Genomic DNA, 22,933 nt, shown 5'->3' on the forward strand with positions numbered 1-22,933 from the left:
CCGGAGGTGCACCCCCCCGCCCCGCACACTCCGCCCCAGTACCACCCACCCCCACACCCGCGCCCCGGCCTCCGCTCCCCACCGGCCCCCTCCCCGCAGCCCTCCGAAAGGAGCCCCCGATGCCCACCCCCAGCACCCCCCTCGGCACCCCCGCCCCCCGCCGCGAAGGCCGCGCCAAAGTCACCGGCACCGCCCGCTACGCCTCCGAGCACACCCCCGCCGGCTGTGCCTACGCCCGCGCCGTCCCCGCGACGATCGCCCGCGGCCGGATCACCGCCGTGGACGACAGCGCGGCGCTGGCCGTCCCCGGCGTCCTCGCCGTGCTCACCCCGCGCTCCGCCCCCAAGCTCGGCGACGCCGACGACCCCACCCTGCGGCTCCTCCAGGACGACGAGGTCCCGCACCGCGGCTGGTACGTGGCCCTCGTCGTCGCCGACACCCCCGAAGCCGCCCGCGAGGCCGCCGCCGCCCTGCGCATCGAATACGCCGCCGCACCGCACGACGTCACCGTCCGCGCCGATCATCCGGACGCCTACACCCCGGACAACGCCAACGGCGGCGAGCCCGCCTGCCGCGAGCGTGGCGACGCACCCGCCGCCTGGGCGCAGGCGACCCACCGCGTCGACGCCTCGTACTCCGTACCGCCGTTGCACAACCACCCCATGGAGCCGCACGCCTCGACCGCCCGCTGGGACGGCGACCGGCTGACCGTCCACGACTCCAGTCAGGGCGCGAACGCCGTGCGCGAAGCGCTCGCCGGACTCTTCGGCGTGCCCGAGGAGAACATCACCGTCGTGGCCGAGCACGTCGGCGGCGGATTCGGCTCCAAGGGCACGCCGCGCCCGCAGGTCGTGCTGGCCGCGATGGCCGCCCGGCATGTCGGGCGGCCCGTCAAACTCGCCCTTTCACGCCGGGAGTTGGCGGCCGTCGTCGGTCACAGGGCACCGACCCTGCACCGGATCCGGCTCGGCGCCGAGGCGGACGGCACGCTCGTCTCCCTCGACCACGAGGTCACCACCCACACCTCCCGGATCAAGGAGTTCGTCGAGCAGGCCGCCGTACCGGCCCGCGTCATGTACGGCTCCGCACACAGCCGCACCTCCCACCGGGTGGTCCCGCTGGACGTGCCGAGCCCCTCGTGGATGCGCGCGCCCGGCGAGGCCCCCGGCATGTACGTCCTGGAATCAGCCATGGACGAACTCGCCGAAACGACCGGCCTCGACCCGATCGAGCTGCGCGTCCGCAACGAGCCCGGCCGCGAGCCCGACAGCGGCAAGCCCTTCAGCAGCCGCCACCTGGTGGAGTGCCTGCGCGAAGGCGCCCGCAGGTTCGGCTGGGACGACCGCGACCCGCGGCCCGGCGTCCGCCGCGAAGGCGCGGTGCTGACCGGCACCGGCGTGGCCGCCGCCACCTATCCCGTGCTGGTGTCGCCCTCGACGGCCGCCGTCCGGGCGCTGCCCGACGGCTCCTACCTCGTACGGATCAACGCCACCGACATCGGCACCGGCGCGCGCACCGTCCTGGCCCAGGTCGCCGCCGACGCGCTGGCCGTCCCCCTGGACCGGGTACGCACCGAGATCGGCAGCACGGACCTGCCCGCGGCTCCGCTGGCGGGGGGTTCCTCCGGCACCGCGTCCTGGGGGTGGGCGGTGCACAAGGCGTGCGGCGCGCTGGCGGGACGGCTCGCCGCGCACGAGGGGAACCTGCCCGCGGAGGGGCTGGAGGCGACGGCGGACACCGCCGGAACCGCCGACGAGGAGTCCGCGTACGCCCGGCACGCCTTCGGCGCGCACTTCGCCGAGGTGCGCGTCGACACCGCCACCGGCGAGGTACGGGTGAGCCGTCTCCTCGGCGTGTACGCGGCCGGGCGCATCCTCAACGCCCGTACGGCCCGCTCCCAGTTCATCGGCGGCATGACGATGGGCCTGGGCATGGCCCTCACCGAGGGCAGCACCCTCGACCCCGCCTACGGCGACTTCGCCGAGCGCGACCTGGCGGCGTACCACGTCCCCTGCCACGCCGACGTGCCCGACATCGAGGCGCACTGGATCGACGAGGAGGACGCCCACCTCAACCCGATGGGCAGCAAGGGAATCGGTGAGATCGGCATCGTCGGCACCGCCGCGGCCGTCGGGAACGCCGTGCACCACGCCACCGGCATCCGCTTCCGCGAACTGCCGCTCACCCCGGACCGGCTGCTGGAGGCGGGCGTCCACCGGCTCGGCGGGACCTCGGCGTCCAGCGGTGCGGACACTGCGGGGAGCTGACCGAGGACCGGGAGGAGGGGTGTGCCCGCCGGGGTCAGGACCCCTCGGGCCGCGGCGATTCCGTGACCGGCCTGGTCCGGGCCGCGCGCGGGTGCGGCCGTTCGGGACCCCGGCCGGCCAGTCGCCGCAGTTCGACGTTGAACTGTGCTCCCGCCAGCAGCGACAGGTTCGCGAACCACACCCACACCAGGAAGACCACGACCCCGGCGAGGGAGCCGTACAACCTGCTGTAGCTGGCGATGTTCGTCGCGTAGAAGGCGAACCCCGCCGAGGCCGTCATCCACAGGAACGCCGCGAACACGCCGCCCGGCAACGACCGCCGGACCCCCTTCGCGACGCGGGGACCCGAATGGAACAGGATCATGATGAGCATCGCCACGAGGCACACCAGCAGCGGCCACTTGAGCGCCGACCACACCGCCTCGCCCGCCGGACCCATGCCCAGCCGCCTGCCGAGGCCCCGAGCCATCGGGCCGGTGACGACCAGCGCCACCGCACTCGTCATCAACAGGAGCAGCAGACAGATCGCCGTCATCACGATGATGTGCGCCTTGCGCAACGCCGGTCGGACGTCCCGTACGGCGTGCATGGCGTGCATCGCCCGGCGGAACACCGCCAGATAGCTCGACGCCGACCACAGCGAGCTGACCGTGCCGGTCACCAGCAGGATCCACACCGCCGAGGTGCCCTGCACCGCGTGCTCCAGCGTGTCCCGCAGCGCCGCGCCCGACTCGGCGGGAGCGACCGAGGCGATGTCCCGGATCAGGGACTCCGTCGCGTCCGGGTTGGCGATGCCGATCAGGGTGACCGTGACGAGCAGAGCGGGCACCAGGGCCAGGATGGCGTAGTAGGTCAGCGCTGCCGCCCAGTCGGACACGTCGTCGTTCCACACGGACGCGGGGGTGCGTCGCAGGGCCGTGCGGTAGCGGGCCAGGACGCCGGACGCTTCGGGCGGACCGCTCCGGTCGGCGGGCGGTGCGGTGGGCTCACTCGGCATGGGCGTTCTTCCGTGGATCGGGCGGGCATTCGGCTTCTGCCTCACCTTCTCACCCGCGTGTCGTACTTCATCCCCATGTGGTTCAGTACGTTCCGGGCGCGAGCGGCGGCGGTCCCCGTTCCTCGGCAAGAGCGACAAACCGCTTGGTGCGTTCCGGGCGCGAGCGGCGGTGCTCACCGCCCCCGCCGGGACTCCCGGCGCAGTGCTGCAGCCGTGGCCAGCGCGCCGGCCCCCTCCCAGACGGCCACGCCCAGGAAGCCCGCCGGAGCCCGTCCGGTGAGCACGGCGAGGACGAAGACCGTACAGGTGAGCAACCGGAACGGAACCGTCCACCGAAAGAACGGCTTCCAGTCGGCCAGCGCCGCCAGCACGTAGTACACGCCCATGTTGACCGCCGCCATGGAGGACGCGGTCAGGAACGTGAGCGTGTGATCGCTCTCGCTCCGCGGCGCGCTGCCCGGTTCCGGCGCGAAACCCATCAGCGCGAGCTGGGCGTCGGGTGCGACCAGACCCACCACGCCGAGCGACGTGGCGAGCAGGCCGAAGACCGCCATGGTCCAGCCGGAGGGAGAACGGGGCAGCCGGAGCTTCTTCGACGGCGTCGTGTCGGGGGTCGTCACGGGGTGCTTCACCACTTCGCAGGCGGAACGGGACCGAGCACACCCATAACTACCCTGTGCAGAAGCCCTGTTCACGGGCGGGGCCGCCTTGCGGACTCCCGCCGCTCCACAGCCGCGGAACCGGTCCGGAGACGGGGCGGCCAGAGGCCGCCGAATTCGTTGGCGCGAACACGGCATGCGTGGTGCAGTGACCGGATGAATCTTGAAGCCGTACGGGAACTCTTCGACACCGAGATGCGCCGGGAGGCGACCGCCGACCACCCGGGCGTGACCCTGGAACGGGTGGGAGACGTCGTACGGCGGACCAGCCGCACCGACGACTGGAACGGCGTCCTGTGGACCGGCCTCACCGAGGCGACCGCCGACGCCGCCATCGCCGAACAGGTGCGGCACTTCCGCGCGCACGGCCTGGACTTCGAGTGGAAGCACTACGCCCACGACCGGCCCCAGGACCTGGGCCGACGCTTGCTCGCGGCGGGCTTCGTCGCCGACGAACCGGAGGCCCTGATGGTCGCCGAGACGGCGTCCCTCCCCACGGAACCCGTACTGCCCGAGGGGGTCCGGCTCGTCCGGGTCACCGACCGTTCCGGCGTCGACCTCATGGTCCGCGCCCACGAGTCGGCCTTCGGGGGAGACGCGAGGAAGCTGGGGGAGGAGGTGCTCGCCCAGCTCACCGCCGCCCCGGACACCGTGGAGGTCGTCGTCGCGATGGCGGGCGACGAGCCGGTGAGCGCGGCCCGCGCCGAATTCCCGCCCGGTACGCAGTTCGCGAGCCTGTGGGGCGGCGGCACCGCCCCCGAGTGGCGCGGCAGGGGCGTCTACCGCGCCCTGGTCGCCCACCGCACCCGCCTCGCCGTCGAGCGCGGATACCGCTACCTCCAGGTCGACGCCCTGGACACCAGCAGGCCGATCCTCCAACGCCTCGGCTTCGCCCGGCTGAGCACCACGACGCCGTACAACTTCGTCGTGTCGCAACGTCACTGACGGACGGTCATCGGCAGCGGCGGGACGATCGTCCGAGGGAACGGCCGCAACCGAACCCGGTCAGGAGTCGAGGAACCCTTGCGGTGGGGGACGGGACCCGTGGAGTGTGCCAAGAACACCGAGCACGGGAAAGAGCCGCATGACGCCCGAGGGGCCGCGCCGACGCCGTGCACCCCTGGCGGACGACCACCGCCCGTGCCGTCACCCGCCGCTGCCCCACCACCGGAGTTCCCGAAGGAGCGCCCCCCATGACCACGTCGCCCGAGGTCCCCGCCGCCGTCCCCGACATCCTGTCGCCCGAGTTCGCCGCCGACCCGTACACCGCCTATCGCGCGATGCGCGACACGGCCCCGCTCATCCACCACGAGGCCATCGGCAGCTGGATCGTCTCCCGCTACGAGGACGTGGAGCGGGTCTTCAAGGACAAGGCGTCCGAGTTCACCACCGAGAACTACGACTGGCAGCTCGAACCCGTCCACGGCAGGACGATCCTCCAGCTCGGCGGGCGCGAGCACGCGGTGCGCCGCGCCCTGGTGGCACCCGCCTTCCGCGGCAAGGAGCTCCAGGAGACCTTCGTGCCCGTCATCGAGCGCAACGCCCGTGAACTCATCGACGGTTTCCGGCACGCGGGCGCGGTCGACCTCGTCGAGGCCTTCGCGTCCCGCTTCCCGGTGAACGTCATCGCCGACATGCTCGGCCTCGACAAGGGCGACCACGCCAAGTTCCACGGCTGGTACACCAATGTCGTCGCCTTCCTGAGCAACCTCACGGGGGATCCCGTGACGGCGGCGGCGGGCGAGCGCACCCGCGTCGAGTTCGCCGAGTACATGCTCCCCGTCATCCAGGAACGACGGAGCGCACCCGGCGAGGACCTGCTGTCCTCCCTGTGCACGGCCGAGGTCGACGGGGTGTCGATGAGCGACGAGGACATCAAGGCGTTCTGCAGCCTCCTGCTCGCCGCGGGCGGCGAGACCACCGACAAGGCGATAGCCTCCCTCTTCGCCAACCTCCTCGCCCATCCCGAGCAGTTGGCGGCCGTCCAGGAGGACCGCACGCTGATCGACCGCGCCTTCGCGGAGACCCTCCGCCACACCCCGCCCGTCCACATGATCATGCGCCAGACGGCCGTCGACGTGACGGTCACCGGCGGCACGATCCCGGCCGGCGCCACCGTCACCTGCCTCATCGGCGCGGCCAACCGCGACGAACGGCGCTACACCGATCCGGACACCTTCAACCTCTTCCGCGAGGACCTCACCACCACCAACGCCTTCTCGGCAGCCGCCGACCACCTCGCGTTCGCACTCGGCCGGCACTTCTGCGTCGGCGCGCTGCTCGCCAGGGCCGAGGTGCGGATCGGGGTCGACCAACTGCTGGACGCCATGCCCGACGTACGGCTCGCGGACGGGGCGAGCCCCATTGAACAGGGCCTGTTCACGCGCGGCCCGGTGTCGGTGCCGGTGACCTTCACCCCCGTACGGTAGGACACCGCGTCCCGCACGCAACCGGCCGACGGACGTGCACCGGAAGCTACGCCGGGAGCCCGGTGGTGGCAGCCCGTGCGCGTACCGCCTCCCACACCGACCGGGCCGACTCGGCCGGGTCGGCACCGCCGTCGGCAACCAAGTCGCAGTCCCGGCGCACCGGTTCCACATACCTCTCGTGCGCGTCCCGCCGGTGCAGGACGTAGTTGCGCAGGAGAACGTCGAGAGGGAAACCGTCGTCCAGGCACTTGCGCCGGATCTTGCGCGCCAGCCGCAGGTCGGCGGCCAGTTCCACGAACACGTCGAAACGGGGGTACGAGGACCGCACGCCGACCCGGCGCGCGAACAGGCCCTCCACGACGACGACCGCCGACCCGGCGAGCGCCTCCTCCGCGTCCCGCCCGAGACGGGCGAGGTCCACCGACCAGGGATCACCGACGTCGAGCCGGGGCGTCCCCGACTCGTCGGGCACCCACACCCCGTGTTCCTGGGTACGGAAGTAGTAGTCGTCCCCGTGCAGGACACGCACCGGGGACACCGGCGCGCCCGCCGCGAGAGCGTGGGCGAGCGTGGTCTTTCCCGCCCCGGAACCACCCGTCAAAGTCATGAGCATGCGTGCGGCTTCCCTTTTCCCCGGCCCTCCGTCGTACGGTCCCGAAAACTGCCCCGTACGACCCCGCGGCATCGTACGCCGCACCCGCCCCACCGTTTCCGCCGACAGTGAAGAGAACTGCGCCCGGCGGCGGCGATCACTACGGTTGCGCACATGACGACGGAGACCGCCGTGGTGTCCGGCGCGACGGGAACGGAGAGGCGGATGGCGAAGGCGACGGGGACGACAGGAGCGATCGGGACGGCAGGAGCGATCAGGACGGCAGCGGCGACCGGATCGGCGGTGACGGCACGCACGGTCCACTACCCGGCCGACGGGCGCACGATGATCGGCCACCTCGCCCTGCCCACCGGCAGCGGCCGAGGACCGGCGGTTCTGCTCGGTCCCGAAGGCCCTGGCGTGAACGACTTCCAGCGTCTCCGTGCCGACGCCCTCGCCGAGCTCGGCTACGTCGCGTTCGCCTTCGACATCAACGGCGGGCGCTGGTTCACCGATACCGCCGAGATGCTCGCCCACACGACCCCCCTGCTCGCCGACCCCGCCAGGATGCGCGGCATCGGCCACGCGGCGCTCGACGTCCTGCGCGCCGAGCCGCGGGCCGACCCCGCCCGGATCGCCGCCGTCGGTTACGGCACCGGGGGAGCGATCGCCCTGGAACTCGGCCGCGACGGCGCTGACCTGCGCGCCATCGCGACCGTGAACGCCACCACCACCGGACGGCCGGGCGAAGCCGCGCGCATCCGCTGCCCGGTGTGGGCCGGAGTCGGATCGGAGGACCCCATCATGGCGAGGGCGCAGCGGGAGGACTTCACCGCCGAAATGCAGGCCGCCGGCGTCGACTGGCGTCTCACGGTCTACGGCGGCGCCCTGCACGCCTTCCACCACCCGCCGGTCGACGCGCCCGTGGTCCCGGGCGTCGGCCACCACCCACTGCACGCTCAGCGGGCCTGGCGCGACGTTCTCGACCTCCTCGCCGAGTGCCTGCCCGCCACCGAGTGCCCGCCTGCGACGTAGCGTCCGCCTTCCACCTGCCACGAGAGCCCCGACCCCCGCCCTCGGGCGAGGCCACCGACGTGCTCCCGAACGCGCGATCGCACCCCCCGACCTCGCGCTCTAAGGTGTGCAGACCTCCAACTGCCCCACGCGCGCCTGCCGTACCACCCCGAGGGAGAGACCCGACCGATGAAGCTGCGCTGTGCCGTCCTCGACGACTACCAGTCCGTCGCCACCACCGTCGCCGACTGGTCACCGGTCGCCGAGGAGGTCGAGGTGGTCACCTTCGCCTCCCACTTCGCCACCGAGGACGAACTCGTGGCGGCTCTCGCCGAGTTCGATGTCATCGTCACTCTCCGCGAACGGGTGCGATTCCCTGCGGGCCTCTTCGCCCGGCTGCCCCGACTGCGGCTCCTCGTTGCCTCCGGGATGCGCAACTCCGTCATCGACTTCGCCGCCGCCCAGCAGTGCGGAGTCACCGTGTGCGGCACGGCCAGCGCTTCCACTCCACCGGTGGAACTGACCTGGGCGCTGCTGCTCGGGCTCGCGCGCGGCATCGTCACCGAGGCCAACTCCCTGCGTGCCGATGGCCCTTGGCAACAGACCGTCGGCGCCGACCTGCACGGCCGACGCCTCGGCCTGCTCGGCCTCGGCAAGATCGGGAGCCGGGTCGCGACCGTCGGCCTCGCGTTCGGTATGGACGTGCACGCCTGGAGCCAGAACCTGACCGAGCAACGCTGCGCCGAGGCCGGTGTCACCCTCTCCGGCTCCAAGGAAGAACTCCTGGCCACCAGCGACTTCGTCTCGATCCACCTCGCCCTCTCCGACCGCACGCGCGGCCTGCTGGGCGCTCCCGAGCTCGCCCTGATGCGTCCCACGGCATACCTGATCAACACCTCCAGGGCCGCCATCGTCGACCAGGACGCGCTCGTCGCCGCCCTGCACGCCGGCACCCTCGCCGGAGCCGGCGTCGACGTCTTCGACACGGAGCCCCTGCCCGCGGTCCACCCCCTGCGCACCGCACCGCGCCTGGTCGCCACCCCGCACCTCGGCTACGTCTCGCAGGCCAACTACGCGACGTACTACGGACAGGCGGTGGAGGACATCCGCGCCTACCTCGACGGCCACCCCGTGCGTGTGCTCGGCGGCACGCCCTGACAGAGGTGCCCGGTGCGAGACCGGCGAGACGTCCAGGGTCCGACGTGCCCAAGGGGTACCCGCCATCCGTGCTGTCGCCTTCCCGTGGTGAGGCGCCCCCCGCCACGGGTCGCGGCCGAACATTTCGCGGGCGAACGGACGGCCCGAGTCCCGGGAACCCGCACCGGGCCGTGGCCGCCCTCACCCCACGCGAACGCAACGAGAGATCCTGACCCCAGAGGCCGAAGCGTGACAACCGAGAGCCACACGCGAAGCCACCCCCGGCCGAGACGGCGAGAGAACCCAGGTGCCCCGCATCTTCGCCACACCGACCACTCCGGACCGTGGCCCGGCCAAGCAGTCGTCCTTCTCCACGAACTCCACGGAACCGCCCTGACCAACCCGGAACCACCCCTGACCCGCTTCGCCCCGCGTTCCGTTCCACGGCATACGGCATACGGCATGCGGCATACGGCATACGGGCTACGACATACGGACCGCACCGGACCCCGCCGACCCCTGCCCGCACCCGTCCCACCTCACCGCGCCCCACCCAAGGACCCCATGACCACGCCACCCTCGGCCTCCACTCCGGCCCCGTTCACCCCCGCCTCCGGCGACGGCCCCCTCCCCGCCGAACCCCCGGAACAGCGCGCTGCCACCGTCCGTACCGCTTTCGAAGGCCTGCTCCAGATCCGTCGCCTCACCCAGAATTCGGAGATCGCCCCCGCCCCATGGGAACTCCGGCAGTTCCTCAACGCGATCTCACTCGCCCTGGAGGCCGCGCCCCACGCCCCCTCGGCGACCGATGCCGACGGCCACCGCACGGCAACCGGCTACCGGGTACGCGCTGCCGACGCCCCGCACACCGCCGCCGTCGAGTGGCTCGGCCCGCCCAACAGCGGGGCCGCCGACGAGGAGCGCGAGCAGCTGACGCGCTGCGCGGCGACACTGACCGCCCTCGGCTGGGACGCCCTGCTGTACCGGGGACCGCGCCGCCGCTGGTTCGTCGAGGTCCGCCCGCCGCACGGAAATGCGCCGCCCCGCCCCTGAGACACGCGAACAGCCCCGGCCCATCGCGCAGGGGCGACCGGAGCCGAAACCGTACGAACGTAGGAGCCTCAGCCGACGGCGTCGGCGCAGAACTCGTGCGGCTCCCTTCTGCGGAGACCGCGCTCTCTTCCACGAGCCGCTCCGTCCCACTGGCCGTCTTCAGGGGCCTCGCCCTGATGCAGAGCCGCGTGACCAGTGCCGACGCCGCGAAGGGCGCTGAGCGCAAGAGGAGGTCGGCGGTGGCGAGGCCGTCCGCGTTCTCCACGATCCCGCGGATGGGCGCTGGCAGTGTGCTCATGTCGGGTACGGAGGTATCGCCGTTGCCGCCGGGCGGGAACGGGAATCCTCGCCGCCGCCATGCCGTGGGTCATCTCGGCTGCCACCCGGTATGCCAGTACCGTGCCCAGGACGCTGGTGCCGCTCGTGCCACCCATGCTGCGGGAAGAACGACAGCACGGAAGTGGCGGCATCCGGCGCGGTAGTCGGGACGTCGTTCTGCGCGGCCGGCACCGGGTTCCGCATGAGCATGTCGACGGCCGACGCCGACACCGAGTACGGCCATGTACAGGCTGTGCCGTGCGAAGTGTGTACCGGCGTCGATCGTCGACAGCAGGCGAGGCCCGCGGTCATGAGGAATGCGCCGACGACCAGGCACGCCTTTCGTCCGCCGCTCTTGCTGAGAGAGCCCGACCCGCTCCGAGCACGGGCAGTTCGGTCGACGCCTCGCGCACGGCACGCCGGATGCGCTCGCCGTCCTCCGCGTCGATCATCAAGAACGCGTCGTCGCGGCTCGCGGTTGACGAGGAGCTGGGGTGTCCGTATAGTTCTTCGGGTTGTCCTATGTGAGCACCGGTTGCGACTGGCCCGGGACGACCATTCCGCAAAGCGAAAGTTCGATCAGTGTGTGGCCTCGGTCGCTCCCTTTTCGTACCTCTTTTGTGAATGAGGATGCCGAAACCCCGATTTGGTCGGGTGCTGGGAATCCGCTAATGTCTCACTCGTCGGAACGGCCGAAGAGCCGGAAAGTCAACTCGCTTCGACCGGGATTCACACCGGAAACGGTCTGATAGAGTCGGAAACGCAACAACACAAAAGAAACACCGAACGAAAACGTCCGGAGGAAAGCCCGCAGGGGTGAGTACGAAGGAAGCGTCCGTTCCTTGAGAACTCAACAGCGTGCCAAAAGTCAACGCCAAATATGTTGATACCCCGGCCACTTCGGTGGTTGGTGGTTCCTTTGAAGTCCTACCGGCCCATGCGGCAGGTAGGCAAAAACACTAGCGAGGACGCAGGAACACACCGTCTTATTCCGATGGTGGCTGTTCCGCTCTTCCGATGTGTTCACCCGATGACGGGTAAACATTCACGGAGAGTTTGATCCTGGCTCAGGACGAACGCTGGCGGCGTGCTTAACACATGCAAGTCGAACGATGAAGCCCTTCGGGGTGGATTAGTGGCGAACGGGTGAGTAACACGTGGGCAATCTGCCCTTCACTCTGGGACAAGCCCTGGAAACGGGGTCTAATACCGGATAACACTCCTGCCTGCATGGGCAGGGGTTGAAAGCTCCGGCGGTGAAGGATGAGCCCGCGGCCTATCAGCTTGTTGGTGGGGTAATGGCCTACCAAGGCGACGACGGGTAGCCGGCCTGAGAGGGCGACCGGCCACACTGGGACTGAGACACGGCCCAGACTCCTACGGGAGGCAGCAGTGGGGAATATTGCACAATGGGCGAAAGCCTGATGCAGCGACGCCGCGTGAGGGATGACGGCCTTCGGGTTGTAAACCTCTTTCAGCAGGGAAGAAGCGCAAGTGACGGTACCTGCAGAAGAAGCACCGGCTAACTACGTGCCAGCAGCCGCGGTAATACGTAGGGTGCGAGCGTTGTCCGGAATTATTGGGCGTAAAGAGCTCGTAGGCGGCTTGTCACGTCGGATGTGAAAGCCCGGGGCTTAACCCCGGGTCTGCATTCGATACGGGCAGGCTAGAGTGTGGTAGGGGAGATCGGAATTCCTGGTGTAGCGGTGAAATGCGCAGATATCAGGAGGAACACCGGTGGCGAAGGCGGATCTCTGGGCCATTACTGACGCTGAGGAGCGAAAGCGTGGGGAGCGAACAGGATTAGATACCCTGGTAGTCCACGCCGTAAACGTTGGGAACTAGGTGTTGGCGACATTCCACGTCGTCGGTGCCGCAGCTAACGCATTAAGTTCCCCGCCTGGGGAGTACGGCCGCAAGGCTAAAACTCAAAGGAATTGACGGGGGCCCGCACAAGCAGCGGAGCATGTGGCTTAATTCGACGCAACGCGAAGAACCTTACCAAGGCTTGACATATACCGGAAAGCATCAGAGATGGTGCCCCCCTTGTGGTCGGTATACAGGTGGTGCATGGCTGTCGTCAGCTCGTGTCGTGAGATGTTGGGTTAAGTCCCGCAACGAGCGCAACCCTTGTTCTGTGTTGCCAGCATGCCCTTCGGGGTGATGGGGACTCACAGGAGACTGCCGGGGTCAACTCGGAGGAAGGTGGGGACGACGTCAAGTCATCATGCCCCTTATGTCTTGGGCTGCACACGTGCTACAATGGCCGGTACAATGAGCTGCGATGCCGCGAGGCGGAGCGAATCTCAAAAAGCCGGTCTCAGTTCGGATTGGGGTCTGCAACTCGACCCCATGAAGTCGGAGTTGCTAGTAATCGCAGATCAGCATTGCTGCGGTGAATACGTTCCCGGGCCTTGTACACACCGCCCGTCACGTCACGAAAGTCGGTAACACCCGAAGCCGGTGGCCCAACCCCCTTGTGGGGAGGGAGCTGTCGAAGGTGGGACTGGCGATTGGGACGAAGTCGTAACAAGGTAGCCGTACCGGAAGGTGCGGCTGGATCACCTCCTTTCTAAGGAGCATCTAGACACCACTGGTGTCCAGAGACCATTTCGCCGGCAAACGTCCGGCGGTGGTTGCTCATGGGTGGAACGTTGACTATTCGGCACATTCGGTTCAAGTCTGTGAGTACTGCTTCGGCGTGGAAAACGGAACCTGGGTCGGCTGTGTCGGGCACGCTGTTGGGTGTCTGAAGGTACGGCCGTGAGGTCGTGGTCTTCAGTGCCGGTCCCAGTGCACTCGCCTTCGGGTGGGGTGATGGGTGGCTGGTCGTTGTTTGAGAACTGCACAGTGGACGCGAGCATCTGTGGCCAAGTTTTTAAGGGCGCACGGTGGATGCCTTGGCACCAGGAACCGATGAAGGACGTGGGAGGCCACGATAGGCCCCGGGGAGCTGTCAACCGAGCTTTGATCCGGGGGTGTCCGAATGGGGAAACCCGGCAGTCGTCATGGGCTGTCACCCATACCTGAACACATAGGGTATGTGGAGGGAACGCGGGGAAGTGAAACATCTCAGTACCCGCAGGAAGAGAAAACAACCGTGATTCCGGGAGTAGTGGCGAGCGAAACCGGATGAGGCCAAACCGTATGCGTGTAATACCCGGCAGGGGTTGCGCATGCGGGGTTGAGGGATCTCTTTTCTGTCGTCTGCCGGCGACAGGACGAGTCAGAAACCGTTGGTGTAGGCGAAGGACATGCGAAAGGTCCGGCGTAGAGGGTAAGACCCCCGTAGCTGAAACATCAACGGCTCGTTTAAGAGACACCCAAGTAGCACGGGGCCCGAGAAATCCCGTGTGAATCTGGCGGGACCACCCGTTAAGCCTAAATATTCCCTGGTGACCGATAGCGGATAGTACCGTGAGGGAATGGTGAAAAGTACCGCGGGAGCGGAGTGAAATAGTACCTGAAACCGTGTGCCTACAAGCCGTGGGAGCGTCGCTGTCATTCTTTCGGGAATGGCAGTCGTGACTGCGTGCCTTTTGAAGAATGAGCCTGCGAGTTAGCGGTGTGTAGCGAGGTTAACCCGTGTGGGGAAGCCGTAGCGAAAGCGAGTCCGAACAGGGCGATTGAGTTGCACGCTCTAGACCCGAAGCGGAGTGATCTAGCCATGGGCAGGTTGAAGCGGCTGTAAGAGGTCGTGGAGGACCGAACCCACCAGGGTTGAAAACCTGGGGGATGACCTGTGGTTAGGGGTGAAAGGCCAATCAAACTCCGTGATAGCTGGTTCTCCCCGAAATGCATTTAGGTGCAGCGTCGTGTGTTTCTTGCCGGAGGTAGAGCACTGGATAGGCGATGGGCCCTACCGGGTTACTGACCTTAGCCAAACTCCGAATGCCGGTAAGTGAGAGCACGGCAGTGAGACTGTGGGGGATAAGCTCCATGGTCGAGAGGGAAACAGCCCAGAGCATCGACTAAGGCCCCTAAGCGTACGCTAAGTGGGAAAGGATGTGGAGTCGCAGAGACAACCAGGAGGTTGGCTTAGAAGCAGCCACCCTTGAAAGAGTGCGTAATAGCTCACTGGTCAAGTGATTCCGCGCCGACAATGTAGCGGGGCTCAAGCGTACCGCCGAAGTCGTGTCATTCATACAACAGGGCCAACGCCTGTATGGATGGGTAGGGGAGCGTCGTGTGCCGGGTGAAGCAGCCGCGGAAGCGAGTTGTGGACGGTTCACGAGTGAGAATGCAGGCATGAGTAGCGATACACACGTGAGAAACGTGTGCGCCGATTGACTAAGGGTTCCTGGGTCAAGCTGATCTGCCCAGGGTAAGTCGGGACCTAAGGCGAGGCCGACAGGCGTAGTCGATGGACAACCGGTTGATATTCCGGTACCCGCTTTGAAACGCCCAATACTGAATCAGACGATGCTATGCCCGTGAAGCCGTTCCGGACCCTTCGGGGAAAGGAAAGTGGTGGAGCCGGCGACCCAGATCTGTACTAGGTAAGCGATGGGGTGACGCAGGAAGGTAGTCCAGCCCGGGCGGTGGTAGTCCCGGGGTAAGGGTGTAGGCCGTGTGATAGGCAAATCCGTCACACATTGAGGCTGAGACCTGATGCCGAGCCGATTGTGGTGAAGTGGATGATCCTATGCTGTCGAGAAAAGCCTCTAGCGAGTTTCATGGCGGCCCGTACCCTAAACCGACTCAGGTGGTCAGGTAGAGAATACCGAGGCGTTCGGGTGAACTATGGTTAAGGAACTCGGCAAAATGCCCCCGTAACTTCGGGAGAAGGGGGGCCATCACTGGTGATCCGTTTTACACGGTGAGCTGGGGGTGGCCGCAGAGACCAGCGAGAAGCGACTGTTTACTAAAAACACAGGTCCGTGCGAAGCCGTAAGGCGATGTATACGGACTGACGCCTGCCCGGTGCTGGAACGTTAAGGGGACCGGTTAGTGCACTTTCGGGTGTGCGAAGCTGAGAACTTAAGCGCCAGTAAACGGCGGTGGTAACTATAACCATCCTAAGGTAGCGAAATTCCTTGTCGGGTAAGTTCCGACCTGCACGAATGGCGTAACGACTTCTCGACTGTCTCAACCATAGGCCCGGTGAAATTGCACTACGAGTAAAGATGCTCGTTTCGCGCAGAAGGACGGAAAGACCCCGGGACCTTTACTACAGTTTGATATTGGTGTTCGGTTCGGCTTGTGTAGGATAGGTGGGAGACTGTGAAGCTGTGACGCCAGTCATGGTGGAGTCGCCGTTGAAATACCACTCTGGTCGTGCTGGATGTCTAACCTCGGTCCGTGATCCGGATCAGGGACAGTGTCTGATGGGTAGTTTAACTGGGGCGGTTGCCTCCTAAAGAGTAACGGAGGCGCCCAAAGGTTCCCTCAGCCTGGTTGGCAATCAGGTGTTGAGTGTAAGTGCACAAGGGAGCTTGACTGTGAGACCGACGGGTCGAGCAGGGACGAAAGTCGGGACTAGTGATCCGGCAGTGGCTTGTGGAAGCGCTGTCGCTCAACGGATAAAAGGTACCCCGGGGATAACAGGCTGATCTTCCCCAAGAGTCCATATCGACGGGATGGTTTGGCACCTCGATGTCGGCTCGTCGCATCCTGGGGCTGGAGTCGGTCCCAAGGGTTGGGCTGTTCGCCCATTAAAGCGGTACGCGAGCTGGGTTTAGAACGTCGTGAGACAGTTCGGTCCCTATCCTCTGTGCGCGTAGGAATATTGAGAAGGGCTGTCCCTAGTACGAGAGGACCGGGACGGACGAACCTCTGGTGTGCCAGTTGTCCTGCCAAGGGCATGGCTGGTTGGCTACGTTCGGAAAGGATAACCGCTGAAAGCATCTAAGCGGGAAGCCTGCTTCGAGATGAGTATTCCCACCCCCTTTGAGGGGTTAAGGCTCCCAGTAGACGACTGGGTTGATAGGCCAGATGTGGAAGCCCGGTAACGGGTGGAGCTGACTGGTACTAATAGGCCGAGGGCTTGTCCTCAGTTGCTCGCGTCCACTGTGTTAGTTCTGAAATAACGAACAGTCCTGTGTTTACAGCCAGGTGTTCAGTGTTTCATAGTGTTTCGGTGGTCATAGCGTTAGGGAAACGCCCGGTTACATTCCGAACCCGGAAGCTAAGCCTTTCCGCGCCGATGGTACTGCAGGGGGGACCCTGTGGGAGAGTAGGACGCCGCCGAACAATTATTGCGAAGAGCCCCGTGCCGGGGATACCGGTACGGGGCTTTTCTGCGTTCACGGCGTCCATTACGCTGGTTGCGTCGGCGCGCACCCGTCATGGGGCGCGACCATTTTCTTGCAGGAGTGTGAACGCTGTGCTGCGCACCATGTTCAAGTCGAAGATCCACCGTGCCACGGTGACCCATGCCGACCTCCACTACGTCGGCTCCGTCACTGTCGACGCCGATCTGATGGAAGCCGCCGACCTGCTGCCCGGCGAGCTCGTGCACATCGTGGACATCACGAACGGGGCCCGGCTGGAGACGTACGTCATCGAAGGTGAACGCGGCACCGGAGTCATCGGGATCAACGGTGCTGCCGCCCATCTCGTACACCCCGGCGACCTGGTGATCCTCATCAGTTACGCCCAGGTCGACGACGCGGAGGCACGCAAGCTCACGCCGACCGTCGTCCATGTGGGGGAGGGCAACCGGATCGTCGGTACGGGCACGGACACCGCCGAACCCGTGCCCGGCGGCACCGCCCGGCGCCCCGCCGGAGCCGCGGGTGTGGACTCGGCAGGCGTGGGCAGCCGCATGGGGAGAGAGTGGTGAGGAACCGCCCGACACAAGGCGGCCCCCGACACTCGACCAGACTCCGCAACCTGGAGGTCGATCAGGCATGACCCAGCCCCACCCCGATCCCGTACCGCCTGCGCCGACTCCGCCGCCCGGACCCACGGGCCCGGACCCGGGACCGCTGCCCGGCCCCCTGCCGGGGCCGTCGCCCGTACCGCCAGGCCCGGCACCGGATCCCATTCCGCCGGGGCCGCTGCCCGACCCCGTACCGCCAGGGCCCGGTCCCGACCCGGCTCCCGAACCGGCACCCGGTCCTGCCGGCTGACCAAGGCCCCTGAAGCAGGGCCAAGGCCCATGGGGCCGTAGCAGCGCTCATTGGGCCGCCAGAGGCCGTCCCGGGGCGGGGTACCGACGCTGGACAGCGGCGGTGCCCCGCCCCGCTGCGTGGAAAGGCGTGGTTGCGCGTGGTCCCTCACGAGGAAGGGGCACGAGGCCGCGTGAGCGGGTGGCGGGTGGTCCGCGCCGCACAGCAGACAACGCCGTGCGAGCGCGGGCCCGCTAAATGGCTGGCCCCGTCCCGAGTCGCTCCGTTAGCGTGCGCACGTGTCCAGTCCCGAGGCGTCAAGACTCTAGCCACCGGCCGTCCGGTGGCCTTCCCACGTGAACGTGTGCGGCTGTGCGTACACGTCCGTTGCTGTGCCACCGGGCCGTCGGCGTCGTCGGACAGAGTCGAAACACGACGTCGTTGTGGAGTCTTGCTGTGCCGTTCGCTCTCTACCTGCTCGGTCTCGCCGTCTTCGCTCAGGGCACTTCCGAATTCATGCTGGCCGGTCTCGGCCCCGACATCGCCCGGGACCTGGGCGTCTCTCTGCCCGCGGCCGGAGCGCTGACCTCCGCGTACGCCCTGGGAATGGTGCTCGGGGCGCCACTGACCGCCCTGCTCAGCATGCGTTGGCCACGTCGGTTCGCGCTGCTGCTCTTCCTCGCGGTCTTTCTGCTCGTCCATGTCGTCGGTGCGGTCACCGACAGCTTCACGGTGCTCCTGGTGAGCAGGGTCGTCGGGGCGCTGGCCAACGCGGGCTTCCTGGCGGTCGCCCTCGTGACAGCCGTCGCAATGGTCCCGCCCGACGCCAAGGGGAGGGCGACCTCGGCGCTTCTCGCCGGTGTCACCCTGGCCTGCGTCGTGGGCGTGCCCGCGGGTGCCTGGATCGGTCAACTCTGGGACTGGCGTGCCGCGTTCTGGTCGGTCGCGTTGCTGGCGGTACCCGCGCTGGTGGCGATCCCGTTCTCCGTGCCGGCCGACGCCCCCGGGCACGGGCGGGTCGGCGTACGGCAGGAACTGCGGGCGCTGCGCAGTGCGCGGCTGCTGCTGACGCTCCTCCTCGGCGCCCTCGTCAACGGGGCGACCTTCTGCACCTTCACCTATCTCGCGCCGCTGTCCACCCGCATCGGCGGAGTGACGCAGGCATGGGTGCCCGCCGTGCTGGCGCTCTTCGGCCTCGGGTCTTTCGTGGGCGTCACGGTAAGTGGCCGAATCGCCGACATGCGGCCGGTTTCGGTTCTGGCGGGCGGCGGGGTGGCGCTGTGCGGGGGATGGGCGCTGTTCGCCGTGGTGGCGGGGAACACGGCCGCGTTTCTCGTGCTCGTGTTCGTACAGGGGGTGCTGTCCTTCGGGGTGGGATCCGCGCTGATCTCGCAGGCGCTCTACGCGGGTGAGGACGCGCCGACCCTGGCTGGGGCTTGCGCGACCGCCGCCTTCAACGTGGGCGCAGCCGTCGGGCCGTGGGCCGGAGGCGTGACGATCGGGGCAGGGTGGGGCCTCCGTTCGCCGGTGGCAGTGAGTGCTCTGCTGGTGATGATTGCCCTCGTCAGCGCGGGTGCGGGGCACCGGGTGTGGCCGGTGCGACAGGGTTCCGGTTCAACTCTTGTGGAAGCGAAGTAAGTTGAGGCCCTTGTCATCCCCTGCACCGGGCCCGTACTTTTGCCGATTGCTACGTGTCGGACAGTGCGAGTGGAGGACGCGAGACATGGCCTCAACCGGTCGTCACCGGCGGTACCAGCCAAGTCGTATCAACAACGCCTCGTTGACGGCTGCGGCGGGTGGCGTCGGCATCGCCCTGCCGCTCGTCGTCCCGGGAACGGCCGGTGCGGCTCCCGTGGACGTCTGGGAGAAGGTCGCTGCGTGCGAGTCGACCAACAACTGGAAGATCAACACGGGCAACGGCTACTACGGCGGCCTCCAGTTCCGTCAGTCCACCTGGCAGGCGTACGGCGGCAGGGACTACGCACCGCGTGCCGACCTGGCATCCAAGGACGAGCAAATAGCTGTTGCCGAGAGGGTGTTGAAGGGGCAGGGTCCCACTGCCTGGCCCGTGTGCTCGGTCAAGGCCGGGCTGGTGCGGGGCGGCGCCGCACCCGACATCACCGTGACCACCCAGGGCGCGGGCAACGGCAAGGCCACCCAGCAGGAGGGACGGAAGACCGCCCCGCCTCCCGCCAGGAAGGCCCCTGCCCCTCCCGTCAAGAAGAAGCCCGCGCCGCCGGCCCAGCAGACGCCACCGCCCCGTGCCGACCCGGAGCCGCCGCGTCCCGGGCCCGGACCCGTGGGCAAGAAGGACACGTACACCGTCACTCGCGGCGACACCCTTTCGGGCATTGCGCGGACCGAGCGGGTCAGCGGCGGCTGGCAGCGACTGTACGAGGGAAACCGGCAGGTCATCGGCAGGGACCCGGACGTCATCCAGCCGGGTCAACGTCTGCTGGTACGCCTCGGCGCCCCGGCCGGGCCCGACCGGGCCGGCCAGGACAGCCGCGCGGGCGACGCGGCGGCGAAAGCCGGCGCGGCCGCGGAGCGGGCCAAGGCCGACCGTGCGCGCAAGGCCGAGCAGCAGAAGAAGGTTGAGGCGGAGAGGAAGCGCGAGGCCGACAGGCGGGAGGCGGACAAGCGCGAGGCCGAGAAGAAGAAGTCCCGGACGGAGTCGGTCTCTTCGCGGTCCGCACGCACGTCCTCGCTCAGTTCTCCGGTGGAGGCCGGGCCCAGCACGCCCTACCGGGCCGCCGGTTCCTCCTGGTCGAAGGGGTACCACACGGGCGTCGACTTCCCCGTCCCGACGGGCACCTCCGTGAAGGCCGTCGCCCCGGGGAACGTCGTGTCCGCCGGGTACGCGGGAAGCTACGGCTACCAGGTGGTGATCCGGCACACGGACGGCAGGTACAGCCAGTACGCGCATCTGTCCGCCCTCACCGTCCGCGAGGGGCAGAAGGTCGACTCGGGTCAACGCATCGGACGGTCCGGTTCCACCGGCAACAGCACCGGCCCCCACCTGCACTTCGAAGTGCGCACGGGGCCCGGGTTCGGCTCGGACATCGACCCGGTCGCCTATCTGAGGGCCGGTGGAGTAGCCCTCTGACCGGCGGGGGCCGACGGGAACCGTCCTGCTCGCGCCCGCGGTTCCGTCGTCACGGCGGCACACCGGCGAGGTGCCCCTCGGGGACCGGCCCGGTGTGCCGCCGTCCGCGTCGTCACGGGGCGGGTGCGGACGCGGGGACGACCGTCGCCCACCCGCTCGGAACTCGCACGTCGTCGGCCGCGAGCAGGCGACGGGCGGGCCCTCCGGCGCGGTACGGGCGTGCAGTCGTGCCGGCTCGTTCCGACCGCCGGAGCGACGCCGGCCGCGGCGGTGAGGCAACCGCTTTCGGCGGTCACCCGTCATGCTTACGGTGATCGGGAACGCGGTGCGGACAGCCGTCCCCGCGGCGAAAGGTGACGAACGTGGACTTGACGGAACTGGCCGCGGTGAACGGCTTCTTCGCGCTGCGGTCAGGGGGACCGCCCGCGGCGGCCGACGGGCAGGTACCCCTCTCCCAGGTGTACGCGGGCGACCCCGCCCCCCTCGCGTTCCGCATCGACAAGGTGTCCGCCAGGCTGCGTGCCCCCGAGCGGAGGGTCGCCGCCTCCATCGCCCACCTCGGGATCGCGGCCCGGCTCTGGTCGGTGGCGCTCGGGGCCGCAGCCCTGAACGACGAGGTCCCCGACCTCGCCGCCGACGCGCTGCACTGGGACCCGGACGGCAGCAGCCCCGACGACCTCTGGCTCGTGTCCGAGCGGCCTGCTCTGCCCGCGACCGCCGAGACGCTGCGCGAGACGATCCAGTACGGCCACCTCGTGCCCCTCGCGGCCGCGTTCCGCCGGGACGGGAACATCTCGCCGCAGCTCCTGTGGGGCAACGTCGGCTCGGCGCTGGCCGCGGCCGTCTCGCAGCTCCGTTCGTGGGCCCGGGACGCGGAGCGGCCCGAGGTCGGCAAGCGGGCCGCCGTGATCGCCCACGAACTGTTCGCGCACCCCGACCTCCGCTCCACGGGCGCGCTCAGGGCCGGAGCCTTCCGTCGCCACAGCTGCTGTCTCTACTACCGCTGCCCCGACGGCCGACTGTGCGGTGACTGCGTCTTCGACCGCCCGCCGAAGCCGAGCACGACGCGGTCTTCCCCGAAGCTCCTATCTGAGTGACCATCATGGAGTGAAGGTGGGGCTGCTTACACGCGAGTATCCGCCGGACGTCTACGGAGGCGCCGGTGTCCATGTGGAGTTCCTGGCGCGCGAGTTACGCCACCTCGTCGACGTCGAGGTGCACTGCTGGGGCGACGACGGAGCCAGCGCGGGAGCGGAGCACGGGGTCGTCCGGCACCCGGTGGGCGCCGGACTCGACGGCGCCAACGACGCCCTGCGCACCTTCTCCGTCGACCTGGCCATGACCGCCGCCCTCGAAGGGCGCGAAATCGTCCACTCGCACACCTGGTACGCCAACCTCGCCGGTCACCTCGCCAAACTCCTGTACGACGTCCCGCATGTGATGACCTGTCATTCGCTGGAGCCGTTGCGGCCGTGGAAGGCCGAACAACTCGGCGGCGGCTACGCTCTGTCGTCCTGGGCCGAGCGCAGCGCCGTCGAGTCGGCCGACGCGGTGATCGCGGTCTCCCGTGGCATGCGCACCGACATCCTCGACTGCTACCCGGCGCTCGACCCCTCCAAGGTCCGCGTCGTGCACAACGGCATCGACACCGACCTCTACCGACCCGCGCGCGACACCGCGGTACTGGAGCGCATCGGGATCGACCTCGAACGCCCCTACGTGCTCTTCGTGGGCCGTATCACCCGCCAGAAGGGCGTCCCGCACCTGCTGCGTGCCGCCCGCGCCCTCGATCCCGCCGCACAGCTCGTCCTGTGCGCCGGAGCGCCGGACACCCCGGAGATCGAGCGCGAGTTCCGGGAGCTGGTCGGCGAACTGGAGCGGGCCAGGGACGGTGTGTTCTGGATCCCCGAGATGCTGCCGCGCCCCGAAGTCGTACAACTCCTCACCCATGCGGCGGTGTTCGCATGCCCGTCGGTGTACGAGCCGCTCGGCATCGTCAACCTGGAGGCCATGGCGTGCGGCACCGCCGTCGTCGCCTCCTCGGTCGGCGGAATCCCGGAGGTCGTGGACGACGGAAGGACCGGGCTGCTCGTGCCGTACGACGCCGGGCGCGTCCAGCGGCATCCGGAGGAGTTCGAGGACGGGCTCACCGAGGCGCTGAACCGGGTGCTCGACGAGCCGGAGACGGCACGGAGGATGGGTGCGGCCGGGCGGGAGCGCGCGGTGCGTGAGTTCGGGTGGGACGCCGTGGCACGGCGGACCGCCGACGTGTACGCGGAGTTGGTCAAGTAACCCTGCTGGTTGACCCT

14 protein-coding genes and 3 rRNA genes are annotated in these 22,933 nt (G+C 68.3%); 14 read left to right on the forward strand and 3 right to left on the reverse strand.

Going from position 1 to position 22,933, the window contains the following annotated elements:
• Window positions 1-119 precede the first annotated feature (119 nt).
• Window positions 120-2,267 (forward strand): xanthine dehydrogenase family protein molybdopterin-binding subunit, encoded by a 2,148-nt coding sequence (locus ACQPZG_RS30480; RefSeq protein ID WP_433548905.1) that lies wholly within the window; start codon window positions 120-122, stop codon window positions 2,265-2,267.
• A 34-nt stretch (window positions 2,268-2,301) separates the two neighbouring features.
• Here the strand turns inward: ACQPZG_RS30480 and ACQPZG_RS30485 are convergent, their stop codons facing one another.
• Both ACQPZG_RS30485 and ACQPZG_RS30490 read right to left on the reverse strand, forming a co-directional pair.
• The gene (locus tag ACQPZG_RS30485; RefSeq protein WP_433548906.1) at window positions 2,302-3,264 is read right to left on the reverse strand and encodes a YihY/virulence factor BrkB family protein; all 963 of its coding nucleotides are present in this window, start codon (window positions 3,262-3,264) and stop codon (window positions 2,302-2,304) included.
• A gap of 173 nt (window positions 3,265-3,437) precedes the next feature.
• On the reverse strand, window positions 3,438-3,818 hold the full coding sequence (locus ACQPZG_RS30490) for a hypothetical protein (RefSeq protein ID WP_433549609.1): 381 nt from the start codon (window positions 3,816-3,818) through the stop codon (window positions 3,438-3,440).
• A gap of 261 nt (window positions 3,819-4,079) precedes the next feature.
• On the opposite strand from ACQPZG_RS30490, the gene ACQPZG_RS30495 reads away from it, so the two are divergent.
• The gene (locus ACQPZG_RS30495; protein WP_433548907.1) at window positions 4,080-4,868 is read left to right on the forward strand and encodes a GNAT family N-acetyltransferase; all 789 of its coding nucleotides are present in this window, start codon (window positions 4,080-4,082) and stop codon (window positions 4,866-4,868) included.
• A 248-nt stretch (window positions 4,869-5,116) separates the two neighbouring features.
• Window positions 5,117-6,352 carry a cytochrome P450 gene (locus ACQPZG_RS30500; protein WP_433548908.1) on the forward strand — a complete coding sequence of 412 codons (1,236 nt, stop codon included), beginning with the start codon at window positions 5,117-5,119 and terminating at the stop codon, window positions 6,350-6,352.
• 46 nt (window positions 6,353-6,398) lie between these two features.
• On the opposite strand, the gene ACQPZG_RS30505 is transcribed toward ACQPZG_RS30500, so the two are convergent.
• Complete coding sequence (locus tag ACQPZG_RS30505) at window positions 6,399-6,965, reverse strand: uridine kinase family protein (protein WP_433548909.1); 567 nt, start codon at window positions 6,963-6,965, stop codon at window positions 6,399-6,401.
• 324 nt (window positions 6,966-7,289) lie between these two features.
• Here ACQPZG_RS30505 and ACQPZG_RS30510 point away from each other — a divergent pair, with 324 nt between their 5' ends.
• The 11 genes from ACQPZG_RS30510 (at window position 7,290) to glgA (ending at window position 22,916) form a co-directional block, all read left to right on the forward strand.
• Entirely contained in the window at window positions 7,290-7,979 is a 690-nt protein-coding gene (locus ACQPZG_RS30510) for a dienelactone hydrolase family protein (protein ID WP_433549610.1), read from the forward strand.
• A 168-nt stretch (window positions 7,980-8,147) separates the two neighbouring features.
• Window positions 8,148-9,116 carry a D-2-hydroxyacid dehydrogenase family protein gene (locus tag ACQPZG_RS30515; protein WP_433548910.1) on the forward strand — a complete coding sequence of 323 codons (969 nt, stop codon included), beginning with the start codon at window positions 8,148-8,150 and terminating at the stop codon, window positions 9,114-9,116.
• A 543-nt stretch (window positions 9,117-9,659) separates the two neighbouring features.
• Window positions 9,660-10,148: a hypothetical protein gene (locus ACQPZG_RS30520; RefSeq protein ID WP_433548911.1), complete on the forward strand. Its 489-nt coding sequence runs from the start codon at window positions 9,660-9,662 to the stop codon at window positions 10,146-10,148.
• 1,362 nt (window positions 10,149-11,510) lie between these two features.
• Window positions 11,511-13,038, forward strand: a 16S ribosomal RNA gene (locus ACQPZG_RS30525).
• A gap of 296 nt (window positions 13,039-13,334) precedes the next feature.
• Window positions 13,335-16,460 (forward strand): 23S ribosomal RNA (locus ACQPZG_RS30530).
• Window positions 16,461-16,541: 81 nt separating this feature from the next.
• Window positions 16,542-16,658, forward strand: a 5S ribosomal RNA gene (rrf, locus tag ACQPZG_RS30535).
• Together the 16S, 23S and 5S rRNA genes form the textbook arrangement of a ribosomal RNA operon.
• Window positions 16,659-16,791: 133 nt before the next feature.
• On the forward strand, window positions 16,792-17,250 hold the full coding sequence (panD, locus tag ACQPZG_RS30540) for an aspartate 1-decarboxylase (protein WP_433549611.1): 459 nt from the start codon (window positions 16,792-16,794) through the stop codon (window positions 17,248-17,250).
• Window positions 17,251-17,974: 724 nt separating this feature from the next.
• The gene (locus ACQPZG_RS30545) at window positions 17,975-19,156 is read left to right on the forward strand and encodes a Cmx/CmrA family chloramphenicol efflux MFS transporter (RefSeq protein ID WP_433548912.1); all 1,182 of its coding nucleotides are present in this window, start codon (window positions 17,975-17,977) and stop codon (window positions 19,154-19,156) included.
• Between the two features lie 85 nt (window positions 19,157-19,241).
• Window positions 19,242-20,624 (forward strand): transglycosylase family protein, encoded by a 1,383-nt coding sequence (locus ACQPZG_RS30550; protein WP_433548913.1) that lies wholly within the window; start codon window positions 19,242-19,244, stop codon window positions 20,622-20,624.
• A gap of 362 nt (window positions 20,625-20,986) precedes the next feature.
• Window positions 20,987-21,721, forward strand: coding sequence for an IucA/IucC family C-terminal-domain containing protein (locus ACQPZG_RS30555; RefSeq protein WP_433548914.1), 735 nt, complete (start codon window positions 20,987-20,989; stop codon window positions 21,719-21,721).
• 10 nt (window positions 21,722-21,731) lie between these two features.
• Window positions 21,732-22,916 (forward strand): glycogen synthase, encoded by a 1,185-nt coding sequence (glgA, locus tag ACQPZG_RS30560; protein ID WP_433548915.1) that lies wholly within the window; start codon window positions 21,732-21,734, stop codon window positions 22,914-22,916.
• Window positions 22,917-22,933 lie beyond the last annotated feature (17 nt).

Origin of the sequence: Streptomyces sp. CA-294286, from assembly GCF_050947155.1 — a bacterium.
GTDB lineage: Bacteria > Actinomycetota > Actinomycetes > Streptomycetales > Streptomycetaceae > Streptomyces.